Annotated in this window: 15 protein-coding genes, 11 tRNA genes and 1 rRNA gene; 26 read left to right on the top strand and 1 reads right to left on the bottom strand. The window is 38.3% G+C overall.

The genetic code is table 11. The features are described from left to right. Positions 1-48 precede the first annotated feature (48 nt). The 13 genes from J2S06_RS12795 (at position 49) to J2S06_RS12855 (ending at position 10,619) form a co-directional block, all read left to right on the top strand. Positions 49-1,071, top strand: coding sequence for a LolA family protein (locus J2S06_RS12795; protein WP_419152549.1), 1,023 nt, complete (start codon positions 49-51; stop codon positions 1,069-1,071). A gap of 156 nt (positions 1,072-1,227) precedes the next feature. Beyond that, on the top strand, positions 1,228-2,373 hold the full coding sequence (alr, locus tag J2S06_RS12800; protein WP_044894187.1) for an alanine racemase: 1,146 nt from the start codon (positions 1,228-1,230) through the stop codon (positions 2,371-2,373). Between the two features lie 233 nt (positions 2,374-2,606). After that, positions 2,607-2,888 carry a CopG family ribbon-helix-helix protein gene (locus J2S06_RS12805; protein ID WP_044894188.1) on the top strand — a complete coding sequence of 94 codons (282 nt, stop codon included), beginning with the start codon at positions 2,607-2,609 and terminating at the stop codon, positions 2,886-2,888. 4 nt (positions 2,889-2,892) lie between these two features. Continuing rightward, positions 2,893-3,243, top strand: coding sequence for a type II toxin-antitoxin system endoribonuclease NdoA (gene ndoA / locus J2S06_RS12810; protein ID WP_035404386.1), 351 nt, complete (start codon positions 2,893-2,895; stop codon positions 3,241-3,243). Positions 3,244-3,508: 265 nt separating this feature from the next. Further along, positions 3,509-4,351 carry an STAS domain-containing protein gene (locus tag J2S06_RS12815; RefSeq protein WP_419152550.1) on the top strand — a complete coding sequence of 281 codons (843 nt, stop codon included), beginning with the start codon at positions 3,509-3,511 and terminating at the stop codon, positions 4,349-4,351. Next, positions 4,342-4,707 (top strand): STAS domain-containing protein, encoded by a 366-nt coding sequence (locus J2S06_RS12820; protein WP_044894190.1) that lies wholly within the window; start codon positions 4,342-4,344, stop codon positions 4,705-4,707. The genes J2S06_RS12815 and J2S06_RS12820 overlap by 10 nt, the downstream gene beginning before the upstream one ends. Before the next feature lie 4 nt (positions 4,708-4,711). Next, a complete protein-coding gene (locus J2S06_RS12825) occupies positions 4,712-5,116 on the top strand; it encodes an anti-sigma regulatory factor (protein WP_044894191.1) in 405 nt (134 codons plus the stop codon). 11 nt (positions 5,117-5,127) lie between these two features. Continuing rightward, positions 5,128-6,135 carry a PP2C family protein-serine/threonine phosphatase gene (locus J2S06_RS12830; RefSeq protein WP_419152551.1) on the top strand — a complete coding sequence of 336 codons (1,008 nt, stop codon included), beginning with the start codon at positions 5,128-5,130 and terminating at the stop codon, positions 6,133-6,135. A gap of 61 nt (positions 6,136-6,196) precedes the next feature. Continuing rightward, the gene (locus J2S06_RS12835; RefSeq protein ID WP_044894193.1) at positions 6,197-6,529 is read left to right on the top strand and encodes an anti-sigma factor antagonist; all 333 of its coding nucleotides are present in this window, start codon (positions 6,197-6,199) and stop codon (positions 6,527-6,529) included. Then, positions 6,526-7,008, top strand: a complete 483-nt coding sequence (gene rsbW / locus J2S06_RS12840) for an anti-sigma B factor RsbW (protein ID WP_419152552.1) — start codon at positions 6,526-6,528, stop codon at positions 7,006-7,008. Before J2S06_RS12835 ends, rsbW begins: the two co-directional genes overlap by 4 nt. Next, positions 6,974-7,765: an RNA polymerase sigma factor SigB gene (gene sigB, locus J2S06_RS12845; protein ID WP_419152553.1), complete on the top strand. Its 792-nt coding sequence runs from the start codon at positions 6,974-6,976 to the stop codon at positions 7,763-7,765. Before rsbW ends, sigB begins: the two co-directional genes overlap by 35 nt. Then, the gene (locus J2S06_RS12850; protein ID WP_044894196.1) at positions 7,762-8,361 is read left to right on the top strand and encodes a PP2C family serine/threonine-protein phosphatase; all 600 of its coding nucleotides are present in this window, start codon (positions 7,762-7,764) and stop codon (positions 8,359-8,361) included. The genes sigB and J2S06_RS12850 overlap by 4 nt, the downstream gene beginning before the upstream one ends. A 95-nt stretch (positions 8,362-8,456) precedes the next feature. After that, positions 8,457-10,619: a Tex family protein gene (locus J2S06_RS12855; protein ID WP_419152554.1), complete on the top strand. Its 2,163-nt coding sequence runs from the start codon at positions 8,457-8,459 to the stop codon at positions 10,617-10,619. Positions 10,620-10,733: 114 nt separating this feature from the next. On the opposite strand, the gene cmpA is transcribed toward J2S06_RS12855, so the two are convergent. After that, the gene (gene cmpA / locus J2S06_RS12860; RefSeq protein WP_152642973.1) at positions 10,734-10,847 is read right to left on the bottom strand and encodes a cortex morphogenetic protein CmpA; all 114 of its coding nucleotides are present in this window, start codon (positions 10,845-10,847) and stop codon (positions 10,734-10,736) included. A gap of 223 nt (positions 10,848-11,070) precedes the next feature. Here cmpA and J2S06_RS12865 point away from each other — a divergent pair, with 223 nt between their 5' ends. The 13 genes from J2S06_RS12865 to J2S06_RS12925 all read left to right on the top strand — a co-directional run. Continuing rightward, the gene (locus tag J2S06_RS12865) at positions 11,071-11,571 is read left to right on the top strand and encodes a SprT family protein (protein WP_419152555.1); all 501 of its coding nucleotides are present in this window, start codon (positions 11,071-11,073) and stop codon (positions 11,569-11,571) included. A 96-nt stretch (positions 11,572-11,667) separates the two neighbouring features. Next, positions 11,668-11,742 (top strand) — tRNA-Asn (locus J2S06_RS12870). A gap of 3 nt (positions 11,743-11,745) precedes the next feature. Then, a tRNA-Ser gene (locus J2S06_RS12875) sits at positions 11,746-11,836 on the top strand. Between the two features lie 9 nt (positions 11,837-11,845). Then, positions 11,846-11,917 (top strand) — tRNA-Glu (locus tag J2S06_RS12880). A gap of 81 nt (positions 11,918-11,998) precedes the next feature. Next, positions 11,999-12,074, top strand: a tRNA-Asp gene (locus J2S06_RS12885). 63 nt (positions 12,075-12,137) lie between these two features. Beyond that, positions 12,138-12,212, top strand: a tRNA-Gln gene (locus tag J2S06_RS12890). A gap of 140 nt (positions 12,213-12,352) precedes the next feature. Next, positions 12,353-12,428, top strand: a tRNA-Lys gene (locus J2S06_RS12895). Between the two features lie 6 nt (positions 12,429-12,434). Continuing rightward, a tRNA-Leu gene (locus J2S06_RS12900) sits at positions 12,435-12,519 on the top strand. Positions 12,520-12,525: 6 nt separating this feature from the next. Further along, positions 12,526-12,608: transfer RNA gene (locus tag J2S06_RS12905), tRNA-Leu, on the top strand. Positions 12,609-12,682: 74 nt separating this feature from the next. After that, positions 12,683-12,759, top strand: a tRNA-Arg gene (locus J2S06_RS12910). 5 nt (positions 12,760-12,764) lie between these two features. Then, positions 12,765-12,841, top strand: a tRNA-Pro gene (locus J2S06_RS12915). Between the two features lie 11 nt (positions 12,842-12,852). After that, a tRNA-Gly gene (locus J2S06_RS12920) sits at positions 12,853-12,926 on the top strand. A gap of 137 nt (positions 12,927-13,063) precedes the next feature. Further along, a 16S ribosomal RNA gene (locus J2S06_RS12925) occupies positions 13,064-13,123 on the top strand; the annotation flags it as partial.

Raw genomic sequence — 13,123 nt, forward strand, 5'->3', positions numbered from 1 at the left:
GCTGTCAAACGAACAATCTTCCTATTGACGTTATATGAGGCAAAGGGGTTGAAAAACTTGAGGAGAAGCTTTCTTTTAGCGATCACGTTGTTGTTGATCGGTTTGCTTGCGGCATGTGGCGGTAAATCCCAAGAAGATATTACGAGTGCACTAGATAAAAAAGTTGAGGAATTACGCGGCTATAAAGTAGATGCTAAAATGACAATTCAAACGGGAAATGAACCACAAGTATATGAGGTGGAGGTTTGGCATAAAAAGCCGACGTACTATCGTGTCATGCTAAAAAATGCAAACAAAGATCAAAGCCAAATCATTTTAAGAAATGATGAAGGAGTTTTCGTGTTAACACCAGCATTAAATAAAAGTTTTCGCTTTCAAAGTGAGTGGCCACAAAATAGCAGCCAAGCTTATTTGTATGAGTCTTTAGTACAAGATGTTTTACATGATTCGGATGCAACCTTTCAAGCAGTAGAAAACCGTTATGTTTTTGAAACGAAAACGAATTATCAAAATAGTCGTATGCTTCCATATCAAGAAATTACCTTCCATAAAAAAGACCTATCTCCAATGTCTGTGAAGGTGATGGATGTTGATAAAAACCCTCTCGTCACTGTGGAATTTTCAAACTTTGAAGCCAATCCAAAGTTTGATGAAAATGCATTTGATATGGAAAAAAATATGTCGAACGCTCAAGTAGACATTCCAACCTTGGCGCAATCAGATGAGAAGCCGTTTGCTGTTATGTATCCACTTGAGGAGATGCTTCCAGAAGGGGTAACGTTAACAGAAGAAAAAGAAGTGAAAACAGAGAATGGAAAACGGGTTGTATTAACATACGGTGGAGAAAAATCGTTCACTCTGATTCAAGAAAGAGCAGAAGTTGCTCCGGTTACCTCTTCGGAATCTGTTAGTGGGGAACCAGTGGATCTTGGCTTTACAGTTGGAGTATTAACAGACAATTCCATTTCATGGACATATGATGGGGTCGATTATATGCTCGCCTCCAATGATTTAACACAAGAAGAAATGATTTCTGTAGCTCGCGCTGTCCAAGTACAAGCAGGGAAATAGCCTCGAATCGAGCGGTATATCGGTCCGCTCGATTTTTTTACATTGTCATGAGAGTTTATTAAATATTTTTCTAGAAAACTTGTTTTCTCCATATATAAAAATTCATGATAAAATATTAAAGAAAACATTCGTCATGGTGTAAAGGATGAGTAAACAGTGAATCAATATTATCGAGAAACTTGGGCAGAAATAAACTTAGATCATATTGCAACGAATGTTCGATCTTTAAAGAAGCATTTGCCAGATGATACGACGATCATTGCTGTTGTCAAAGCAAATGCTTATGGGCATGGTGATGTACAAGTAGCAAAAACAGCCTTAAGTTCTGGAGCTTCGTGGCTAGCGGTTGCTTTCTTAGATGAAGCTCTTGCACTCAGAAAAAAAGGGATTCAGGCCCCGATACTCGTATTAGGAGCTACAAGGCCAAGAGATATAGATATAGCTTCGAAGCATCAAATAACGTTGACCGCTTACTCACTGGAGTGGCTCCAACAAGCGGAAAAAAATCATCCAACAAGTCCAGTAAACGTTCATGTTAAGCTGGATACAGGCATGGGAAGATTAGGTATTCGCGATCAACAAGAATTAAAAGAAGCGATTGTATTCATTGAAAGGTCTCCATCTTTTCATTTAAATGGGATTTATACACACTTTGCAACAGCTGATGAGCAGGATACGACTTATTTTGAAAAACAATTCGAATGTTTTTTGCATTTATTAGAGGTTGTAGAAGATAAGACGATCTTAATTCATTGTGCAAATAGTGCGGCTAGCCTTCGTTTTCCTAAAAAAGTATTTAATGCTGTTCGTTTTGGGATTTCGATGTATGGACTAGCCCCGTCGCTTGAAATCAAAAGGGTGCTGCCATTCCCGCTTAAGGAAGCGTTTTCGCTCCATTCTTCTCTCGTTCACGTCAAAAAAGTAAAAAAGGGAGATAAAATAAGTTACGGAGCAACGTATACAGCGGAAGAAGATGAATGGATTGGAACAGTTCCAATCGGGTACGCAGACGGCTGGATTCGTCGCTTAACAGGATCAGAAGTAATAGTGGATGGGATTCGCGTGCCAATTGTGGGTCGTATTTGCATGGATCAGCTCATGATTAAACTTCCAGAAAAGAAGTCTCTTGGGACTAAAGTAACCTTAATTGGTTCTCAAGGTGAAGAAAGCATTGCTGTTGATGAAGTGGCCAAAAGGCTTGATACGATTAATTATGAAGTGCCATGTATGATCAGCTGGCGAGTACCCCGTATTTATTTAAAAAGCGGGAGTATAGCGGAAGTCAGAAATTCTTTATTGTAGTAGACGATCAAACGCATTTTTATTACTGTGTTTAATGCCATATCATGAAAAATACTGCAGCATAATAGTCTAAACACAATAGGATGATTTCCATTTGATGAATAAAAAAATGAGTAAATTGTCGATAATAGTGAAGAAAAATGAGAAAATCTCTTTGCTTCACCTTGATATAAATGATATTATGGAAAATGGAATAGATATTCGGCTGTGTAGATCGGTGGAGGTGTATGTTTGTGTCTGATTCCAGCGCAACAACTGAAATATTAGTTCGACTACCCCAAGCACTCGTTTCTGAACTAGATGGTTTAGTGAAACAAGAAAATGGTGACAGAAGTGATTTTATTTATCAAGCTACAAAAATGTATTTACGAGAACGGAAAAAGCGGCAAATTCGTGAATCGATGAGACGTGGTTATATGGAGATGGCGAAAATTAACTTAAATATCGCTTCTGAAGCTTTTTTATTGGAATATGAGGCTGATCACACCGTTGAACGCTTAGTAAGCGGGGGGTAATCATTTGATTGTTAAACGCGGCGACGTTTATTTTGCTGACTTATCCCCTGTTGTTGGTTCAGAGCAAGGAGGCGTTCGTCCAGTTTTAATTATCCAAAATGATATCGGAAATCGTTTTAGTCCAACGGTGATTGTAGCGGCAATTACGGCTCAAATTCAAAAGGCAAAACTGCCCACCCATGTTGAGATTGATGCGAAACGATATGGATTTGAACGCGATTCGGTTATTTTACTTGAACAAATTCGGACCATTGATAAACAACGATTAACGGATAAGATTACACATTTAGATGATGAGATGATGGATAAAGTGGATGAAGCCTTACAAATTAGCTTAGGGCTTATCGATTTTTAGATGCTATTATTTTATACGTTATGGTTGCCAAAATATGGCAACTTTTTTATTTTTCCCCATCTCAATGTTGTAGACTATCATTTCTTTTTTGTTAATGACTATGTAACGATATAATAAAGAAAAGGCTGTTTTCGTAAACTTTGTTGCTTTTCATTGCGCGACAAAGCAAGCATATCGCTTGCCTGACAGTCGAAAAGCTATAATAAAGCAACAATCTTTTAGAAAATAGTCAAAGAAAAAGATTTCTCAATAAGGAGGGAGTAGCGTGGAAGATAAAGGAACACCATCTGTACCGAAATTTATTGAAATCCATCGCGAAGAAATATTGCAGGAGTGGATTCAACAATTATTTGAACAATATGATCAAAACTCAAATGCTGTGACGGAGCAAGTATTCCAATACATAGCCAACGAGTATTTAAATGTTTTGAACCATTATTATTTTCATTCAGATCAGGACATTTCAGAGAAAGCAAAAGATGTTTCCCAAAAGCTTGTACAAGCTGGCTGGCCAATCCATATGGTTACGAAAAGCTTAAATACATTTGAACGAATTGTTTTTCAAAAGATGATGGAGAAGCACACAATTGATCATCATCTTGACCTCCTATGGGAAATTGAAAACATAGTTTCTCCTATTCTAGACGAAGTTCTTCACCAATATACTTTATCTTATGAACGAACCATTCATTTGCAAAAAATGGCTCTTCAAGAACTCTCTGCCCCTTTAATTCCAATTTTTGATAATATCACGGTTATGCCATTAGTTGGCACAATTGATACAGAACGTGCAAAGCGAATTATGGAGAATTTATTACATGGTGTCGTGAAATATCGTTCTGAAGTCGTTCTTATTGATATAACGGGTGTACCTGTCGTCGATACAATGGTTGCACACCATATTATTCAAGCTTCTGATGCTGTGCGATTAGTAGGGGCAAAATGCTTGTTAGTCGGTATTCGCCCGGAAATAGCGCAAACAATTGTCAATTTAGGAATTGATTTAGACAAAATAACGACGAAAAACAGTTTGCAAAAAGGAATAGAAGCAGCACTTGAAATCACCAATCGCAAAATTGTATCAATGGGGGATTCATCATGCAGGTAAATAGAATTCCAATCTTAAAGTTATATAATTGTTTACTCGTCTCTATTCAGTTTGAACTTGATGATAAGACAGCTTTGCAATTTCAGGAAGATCTATTAAAGAAAATTCATGCTACAGGTGCTTCTGGAGTTGTAATTGATTTAACGTCTGTAGAGGTTATCGACTCTTTTATAGCAAAAATTTTAGGCGATGTCATTAACATGTCTAAATTAATGGGAGCAAAAGTTGTTTTAACAGGTATTCAGCCAGCGGTAGCGATTACACTAGTTGAATTAGGAATCGAGCTTCAAGGCGTCCAAACAGCATTAGATTTAGAAAAAGGGCTAGAACAATTAAAACTGGAGTTAGGGGATTAGGCAGATGACGACGAATGGATCCAGTATCAAAATCATTACTGAATGGGACATCGTAGCTGCCCGCCAATTAGGACGTAATGTGGCGAAGCAACTAGGCTTCAGCTCGGTTGACCAAGCTCGAATTACTACTGCGATATCAGAACTCGCTAGAAATATTTATCTTTATGCAGATGAAGGGAAAGTTTATATCGATAAAATGGATAAACTTGGAAAAAAGGGGATAAAGATAACAGCGGTTGATAAAGGTCCCGGTATTGCTGATATTCGAAAAGTAATGGAGGATGGGTTTTCTACATCTGGAGGACTTGGAGCTGGTTTACCAGGTGTGAAAAGGCTAATGGACGAGTTTGACATCATTTCGGATCTTGGTGAAGGCACGAAAGTATCCGTTGTGAAATGGCTTCGTTAGGGGGAGCTATCATGGAATGGAAAGATGAAATTTTTTCAATTTATCGAAAAATTTTAACGCATTATATAAATGAGCGAACGGAAGAAGCTTTATACGAGGGACAAAAATTTAGTCGTAAACTCATTGAACATCAAATTCCTCCTGAAGAAATGATAAGCTTACACCGAAATGTGCTGCAAGATTTGTTTTCAGATCTCCCATCCTATATTCTTCGTTCATTTGATTTTTTATTAGAGGTTATGATTGGTTATGGCTTAGCCTATCAAGAACACCAATTTCTTCGTGATCAGCAGCAGGAGCTAAAATCAGAAATACAAATTGCTGCGAATGTCCAGCAAATGTTGTTGGAAACGGAAATACCAAATATTGAATGTTTAGATATCGGCGTGATCAGTGTTCCTGCTAAAATCATGAATGGTGATTATTATCAGTTTGTCGAAGATGAGCAAATGGTCAGTATAGCAATTGCTGATGTTATAGGGAAAGGAATTCCTGCGGCCCTTTGTATGTCTATGATTAAATATGCGATGGATAGTTTACCGGAATCAAGACAAAATCCAAGTCGTGTATTAGAAAATTTAAACCGTGTTGTCGAACAAAATATCGATCCAAGCATGTTTATCACGATGTTTTTTGGAATGTATCATACAAAAAAACATACCTTTACATATGCTTCTGCTGGACACGAAATAGGCTTTTATTATTGTGCAAATGAAGATGCATTTTATGATTTGCATGCAAAAGGGCTTGTATTAGGAATAGATCAAAATATTCGTTATCGCCAATATGAAAAGCGTATTCAAACGAATGATATGATTGTGCTTTTTTCGGATGGGATAACGGAAACGCGAACAAAAGACGGTTTTATTGATCGATCAACAGTTTCAAATTCACTGCGTCAATATATGCATCTATCAGCCCAAGAAATGGTAGAGAATGTTTATTCTGATTTTGAACGGATGCAAGATTTTGAACTTCAAGATGATTTTACATTCATTGTTTTACGTAGAAATGTTTAACTTTTTCTAAAAAGGGTAAGTACAAAGTGATGATTAGTCCTGATCGTTGGAGGGATTGGTTATGGATTTAACGATTGATATAAAAGAAGAATTACAACATATAGAAGTTGAGCTATCAGGAGAAATTGATGCATACACAGCTCCGAAGCTGAGGGAAACGTTAATGCCAATGGCGGAGAAAGATAATGCGTATATAAAAATAAGTTTAAAAGAAGTGGAATATATGGATAGTACAGGTCTAGGAGTTTTTGTGGGTTTATTAAAAGCTATTCGAAAACATAATGGCCACTTAAAGCTAACGGACTTGTCCCCGAGATTAGAGCGGCTATTTAACATAACAGGATTAAGTGACATCATGGAAATTTACCCAAAGGCAGTAGGTGAGAACCAATGACAAAATTAAAAGACTATGTAGAAATAAAAATCCCCGCAAAGCCTGAGTTTATTGGGGTCGTCCGTTTAACATTATCCGGTATTGCCAGTAGGATGGGCTTTTCTTACGACGATATTGAAGATTTAAAAATTGCTGCTAGTGAAGCTTTAACAAATGCCGTTAAACATGCCTATCAACAAGACGGACATGGAGAAATCATCATTGGTTTTGGGATTTGGGATGATCGACTTGAGGTTATGGTGACGGATAACGGAAAAAGCTTTGATTTTCAGAAGCTAAAAGAAAAGCTCGGACCATATTCTCCTTCTGTGTCGATCGATGATTTACATGAAGGAGGTTTAGGTCTCTTTTTAATTGAGACATTGATGGATGAGGTGAAGGTTCAGGTACATTCAGGTGTGACTGTACTTATGACAAAGGTTTTGACGGGGGAGAAAATGGAACATGACACAAATGTCTCCAGAACCAAAACGAACTAAAGAAGAAATCCATAATCTCATCCGTCAATGCCATCAAAATGGCCAAAATTCAAAAGCTCAAGAAAAAATCGTGAAACATTACTACGATTTAGTTCAAGCTTTAGCTGAAAAATATGGGAATGGCAAGGGACATAAAGAGGATTTAATGCAGGTTGGTATGGTAGGATTGTTAGGCGCTATTAACCGTTACGATCCATCTATTGGCAAGTCATTTGAAGCCTTTGCTATCCCAACTATTATTGGAGAAATGAAGCGATACTTGCGTGATAAAACATGGTGTGTTCATGTCCCACGTTGGATAAAAGAGCTTGGACCGAAAATCAAAACAGCTGTTGAAGAATTAACGAACCAATTGCAGCGATCACCTAAGGTTGATGAAATTGCTGCATATTTAGGGACTTCAGAAGAAGAAGTATTAGAAGCGATTGAAATGGGAAAAAGCTATCAAGCGCTCTCGGTCGATCGAGAAATAAAAGCGGATTCAGATGGAAGTACTGTAACCATTTTAGACTTTGTTGGCCAAAAAGAAGAAGGGTATGAACAAATTAATCAACGGTTAACATTAGAGAGAATTTTACATGTGTTAACAGACCGAGAACGACAAGTTATTGATCATACTTTTTTGCGTAATCGCAGTCAAAAAGAGACAGGGGAACTGTTAGGAATTTCACAGATGCATGTTTCGAGGCTTCAGCGCCGTGCCATTAAAAAGCTAAGAAAAGCTGTAAGGTCAGATATATTGGAGATCAACCGATGATGCAACGTCAATTTACGAATAACATTCAAGTGCTCGCTTACCAAATTGAAAAAATCGGCAATATTTCTTGTGGAGATAGTTTCTATATGCTCGCTAGTGATGAGTATTTTGTTTGTACCATTGCGGATGGATTAGGTAGTGGGGAAGGTGCTAAGGACTCATCAGCGACTGTTTGCGAGGTCGTCAAAAAATATCAAAAAGAGGATATAGAAACTATTTTCAACTATTGCAATCAAGCTATGAAAAATAAACGAGGTGCAACTGTCTCCGTTTTGAAAGTAGATTTCCAAAGGAAGCTATTTACCTATAGCTCTGTTGGAAATATTCGTTTTGTCTTATACACACCCTCTGGTCAATATATTTATCCAATTCCAGTTGTCGGGTATCTATCAGGCAAAAAACAAAAATACCGGATTCAAACATTTCAATATGAAAGTGGTTCTAAATTTATCATCTATTCTGATGGTCTTCTCGCACCTACCATGAAATCATTGCTAAAATATTGCAACACGATTGATGATATTTTTAGACAGCTGCAAGTTTACGTCCCATTACGAAAAGATGATTTAACATATATCGTAGGAGAGCTATGTTGAAGGTTGTGCAATCGGGTTGACCTGCACAACCTTTTGTTCTTGAACAGTATTTGTTAAAATGTTGCATATTGGAATTTATTGTGGAGGATTTATAGATGGAACAGGCTATGGAAAAAATTTTAAAACGAATTAGTGATGAACAAGGCATCGCTATCGAGAAAATTTTCAATGTTATTACTTTACTACAAGATGGTAATACAGTTCCGTTTATTGCAAGATACCGAAAAGAGCATACGGGAGCATTAGATGAGGTGCAAATCCGTGCCATTGAAGAGAATTGGCATTATATGCAAAATCTTGAGGCGAGAAAAGAAGAGGTTATTCGCTTAATTGACGAACAAGGCAAACTAACGGAAAAGCTGGAAAAAGAGATTAAGGAAGCGACAAAACTACAGCAAGTTGAGGATTTGTATCGGCCATATCGGCAAAAAAGAAGAACAAAAGCAACGATTGCGAAAGAAAAAGGTCTTGAACCTTTAGCGAAATGGATGATGACATTACCGAAGGATGGTTCCATTGAGAAAGAAGCTGAAAAATATATCGATGTAAGTAAAGAAGTTCTAACTATAGAGGATGCGGTTAATGGTGCCAACGACATTATTGCCGAGTGGATTTCAGATAATGCAAATTATCGACAATGGATTCGAGAGCAAACAATGAAAAAGGGTCAAATTAAATCAGCTGTCAAAAATGAAGAAAAAGATGAGAATAAAGTATACGAAATGTATTACCAATATGAAGAGCCGATTGGTAAAATCGTTCCCCATCGAGTATTAGCGATCAATAGAGGGGAAAAAGAGGATGTATTAAAAGTTAGTATTGAACCGCCAATCGAAGAGATATTGCTGTTTTTAGAAAAAGAAATCATTTCGAATCGTAGAACGATTGTAAAAGAGATATTCGCTCAAACCATTGAAGATGCTTATAAACGATTGATTCAACCATCTATCGAACGGGAAATACGTAAAGAACTGACAGAAAAAGCAGAAGATCGTGCCATTCACATTTTTGCTGAAAATTTGCGGAAATTGTTGTTGCAGCCACCTCTGAAGGGAAAGATTGTTCTCGGTATAGATCCTGCTTATCGAACTGGCTGTAAGCTAGCGGTTGTCAATGAAACTGGAAAATTGCTACATATTGATGTTATATATCCACATCCGCCAAAAAATTTGAAAAAGGAAGCAGAAGAAAAGCTAAAAGAAGTGATTTCGCGCTTTGACGTAGAAATTATAGCAATTGGCAACGGTACAGCTTCTAGAGAAACAGAACGATTTGTCGCAGATGTCATTAAATCGTTAGAAGATGAAGTGTATTATTTAATCGTCAATGAAGCTGGGGCAAGTGTTTATTCTGCTTCGGAATTAGCGCGTGAAGAGTTTCCAGAACTTCAGGTGGAAGAAAGAAGTGCGGTTTCCATTGCGAGACGTCTGCAAGATCCTTTAGCAGAGCTAGTAAAAATTGATCCGAAATCAGTTGGTGTTGGTCAATATCAACATGATGTATCACAAAAAAAGCTTTCTGAGTCTTTAACATTTGTCGTGGAAACTGTCGTGAACCAAGTTGGAGTAAATGTTAATACCGCATCACCCGCTTTATTACAATACGTTTCTGGATTAAGCAAATCAGTTGCTAAAAATATTGTGAAAAGAAGAGAAGAATTAGGAAAGTTTACGAATCGTAGTCAGTTGAAAGAAGTTCCTCGATTAGGGGCCAAAACATACGAACAATGTATTGGATTTTTACGAATTCTCGATGGGGAAAATCCGTTTGACCGAACGAGCATCCACCCAGAAAGCTATCCAGATGTTGAGAAGCTGCTAAACAGTCTATCTTTATCACCATTAGATTTAGGAACGGACCGCTTAAAAGAATCATTGCAAAAAATTGATTTAAAGGAGACTGCCAAGCAATTAAATATTGGTGAATACACCTTAAAGGATATTTGTGATGCATTGATGAGACCGGAACGAGATCCCCGAGATGAAGTGCCAAAACCATTATTGAAAAAAGATGTATTACAATTAGAAGATTTAAAAGAAGGAATGGAGCTGCAAGGTACTGTACGAAATGTAGTCGATTTTGGTGCTTTTGTAGACATCGGTGTAAAACAAGATGGCTTAGTGCATATTTCCAAGTTAAGTAAGTCTTACGTTAAACACCCGTTAGATGTCGTATCTGTAGGAGATATCGTCACAGTATGGGTAGAATCTGTTGATATCCAAAAGGGAAGAGTAGCACTGACCATGATTAAAGAGTAGGGTGCAATGTTTAGCTGCTCGCTAACGATAAAGTCCTTTTGATTCGCCATGAAATCGCAAGTTTGCAAAAAATATACGATCGGTATTCATATTTAACTTTGAAGCACTGTTTTCTTATGTACAGTGCTTTTTTCTATAAAAAAACCAGCATTGATTAAGAAGTTTTATTTGATAGCGATTTTTTTCATAAAAGGCACGCATCATCTGTTTTTTTAGCCATGTAGGCATTGCCTATACCTCCTTAATCATTATAATGGAGTATGGGTAATAAATAATGTATTCGCCCAAAAGCTATTATGTGCGTTTTTTCATAAGGCTTTTTCAAAAAGACTGTTGTTTTACTATACGATAGCTTTTCGACTGTCAGGCAAGCGATGCGCTCGCTATGTCACGCTATGAAAAGCAGCAAAGTTTACGAAAATAGCCTTTCTTAAAAGAAGGTGTCTATACATTGAATGATCGAAAGCTGCAACAATTAGTTGAATACATTTCCTTAACTTTCTTCGGTAGAAAATTCAACCATAAAGCATTATTTAATCATCGCCTTAGAACCACAGGTGGTCGCTATTTGCTGCAAAACCATAATATTGAAATTAACCCGAAATATTATGAAGAACATGGAATGGATGAATTGATTGGCATTATAAAGCATGAGCTATGCCACTATCACTTGCATATAGAAGGTAAAGGGTACCGTCATAAAGACAGGGATTTTAAGGAGTTATTGAAAAAGGTTCATGCACCGCGTTTTTGTACACCTTTAAAGCAGAAAAAAACACAAAAAAAGCAGTATTTTTATCAATGTTATGATTGTTCTCAAGCTTTTGTGCGTTATAAAAAAATGGATCCGGCTAGATATATTTGCGGAAAATGTGGAGGGAAAATTTATTTGCTTAAATATAGGGTTGACGGGGGCGACAAACATATGATAAATTATAAAAGCCGTCGTTAATAAAGGATGAATGAGTAAAGTTCTTGACAAAAAAAGATAAATAAATTAAAATAAAAAAGTCGTTAATGGAAAAATATATGTTACTATTTGTATTATTCCGCAGTAGCTCAGTGGTAGAGCATTCGGCTGTTAACCGAACGGTCGCAGGTTCGAATCCTGCCTGCGGAGCCATGTGGAGAAGTACCCAAGTGGCTGAAGGGGCTCCCCTGCTAAGGGAGTAGGTCGTGTAAGCGGCGCGAGGGTTCAAATCCCTCCTTCTCCGCCATTATATTTTGGCCCGTTGGTCAAGTGGTTAAGACACCGCCCTTTCACGGCGGTAACACGGGTTCGAATCCCGTACGGGTCATCATAATTTTTCGAAATGGGAAGTTGGCTAACTTCCCATTTCTAAGCGATTTAGACATATATAATTATTGTTATGATTTTTGGTCCCGTGGTGTAGCGGTTAACATGCCTGCCTGTCACGCAGGAGATCGCGGGTTCGATTCCCGTCGGGACCGCCATTAGATTTATTGAATTGAATTTTATGTTTCTTATTCAGGATGTTTTATTGAGATGTTTTTCATTGGGCTATAGCCAAGCGGTAAGGCAACGGACTTTGACTCCGTGATGCGCTGGTTCGAATCCAGCTAGCCCAGCCAAAAAATTGAGCCATTAGCTCAGTCGGTAGAGCAACGAGCAAAGCATCTATGAGTTCACAGCGAGTTGTACCAGCCGAGCAACTACTTGAGTAAGCAAACTGAGGCTGGGACACAGGAACTATAGGGTGTTTTCAAATTATGAGCCATTAGCTCAGTCGGTAGAGCATCTGACTTTTAATCAGAGGGTCGGAGGTTCGAATCCTCCATGGCTCACCATTTTTAGCGGGTGTGGCGGAATTGGCAGACGCGCTAGACTTAGGATCTAGTGCCGTATGGCGTGGGGGTTCAAGTCCCTCCACCCGCACCATTGTTTGCGGTAGTGGCGGAATGGCAGACGCGCTAGGTTGAGGGCCTAGTGGGGGCGACCCCGTGGAGGTTCGAGTCCTCTCTACCGCATAAAAAAAGAAAAAAATATTGACATTAAACATCAGAAATGTTACTATAAAATATGTCGTTTAAAAACGTATTATGCGCCCGTAGCTCAATTGGATAGAGCGTTTGACTACGGATCAAAAGGTTAGGGGTTCGACTCCTCTCGGGCGCGCCATAAATCGGGAAGTAGCTCAGCTTGGTAGAGCACATGGTTTGGGACCATGGGGTCGCAGGTTCGAATCCTGTCTTCCCGACCAGTCGTTTCGATGCGGGTGTAGTTTAGTGGTAAAACCTCAGCCTTCCAAGCTGATGTCGTGGGTTCGATTCCCATCACCCGCTCCATTGTTTTAAATGATCTTTGAAAACTAAACAAAACGAAGCGTTCCGTTAATTCTTTTTAATGAGCAAGGAACATCGACTAAAGACGTCCCATCCTGTGACAATGTCGATGTCAGCACTTCCATGTGCAAGTTCAATCTTTTTCGGAGAGTTTGATCCTGGCTCAGGACGAACGCTGGCGGCGTGCCTAATACATGCAA

Origin of the sequence: Bacillus alveayuensis, from assembly GCA_030812955.1 — a bacterium.
Taxonomy (GTDB): domain Bacteria; phylum Bacillota; class Bacilli; order Bacillales; family Aeribacillaceae; genus Bacillus_CB; species Bacillus_CB alveayuensis.

Coding starts and splice junctions, on each gene's coding strand:
- J2S06_RS12855 (WP_419152554.1), top strand. CDS start 8,457: ATGGAACAGGCTATGGAAAAAATTTTAAAACGAATTAGTGATGAACAA.
- J2S06_RS12835 (WP_044894193.1), top strand. CDS start 6,197: ATGGATTTAACGATTGATATAAAAGAAGAATTACAACATATAGAAGTT.
- J2S06_RS12830 (WP_419152551.1), top strand. CDS start 5,128: ATGGAATGGAAAGATGAAATTTTTTCAATTTATCGAAAAATTTTAACG.
- J2S06_RS12825 (WP_044894191.1), top strand. CDS start 4,712: ATGACGACGAATGGATCCAGTATCAAAATCATTACTGAATGGGACATC.
- J2S06_RS12850 (WP_044894196.1), top strand. CDS start 7,762: ATGATGCAACGTCAATTTACGAATAACATTCAAGTGCTCGCTTACCAA.
- rsbW (WP_419152552.1), top strand. CDS start 6,526: ATGACAAAATTAAAAGACTATGTAGAAATAAAAATCCCCGCAAAGCCT.
- cmpA (WP_152642973.1), bottom strand. CDS start 10,847: ATGCCTACATGGCTAAAAAAACAGATGATGCGTGCCTTTTATGAAAAA.
- sigB (WP_419152553.1), top strand. CDS start 6,974: ATGACACAAATGTCTCCAGAACCAAAACGAACTAAAGAAGAAATCCAT.
- J2S06_RS12820 (WP_044894190.1), top strand. CDS start 4,342: ATGCAGGTAAATAGAATTCCAATCTTAAAGTTATATAATTGTTTACTC.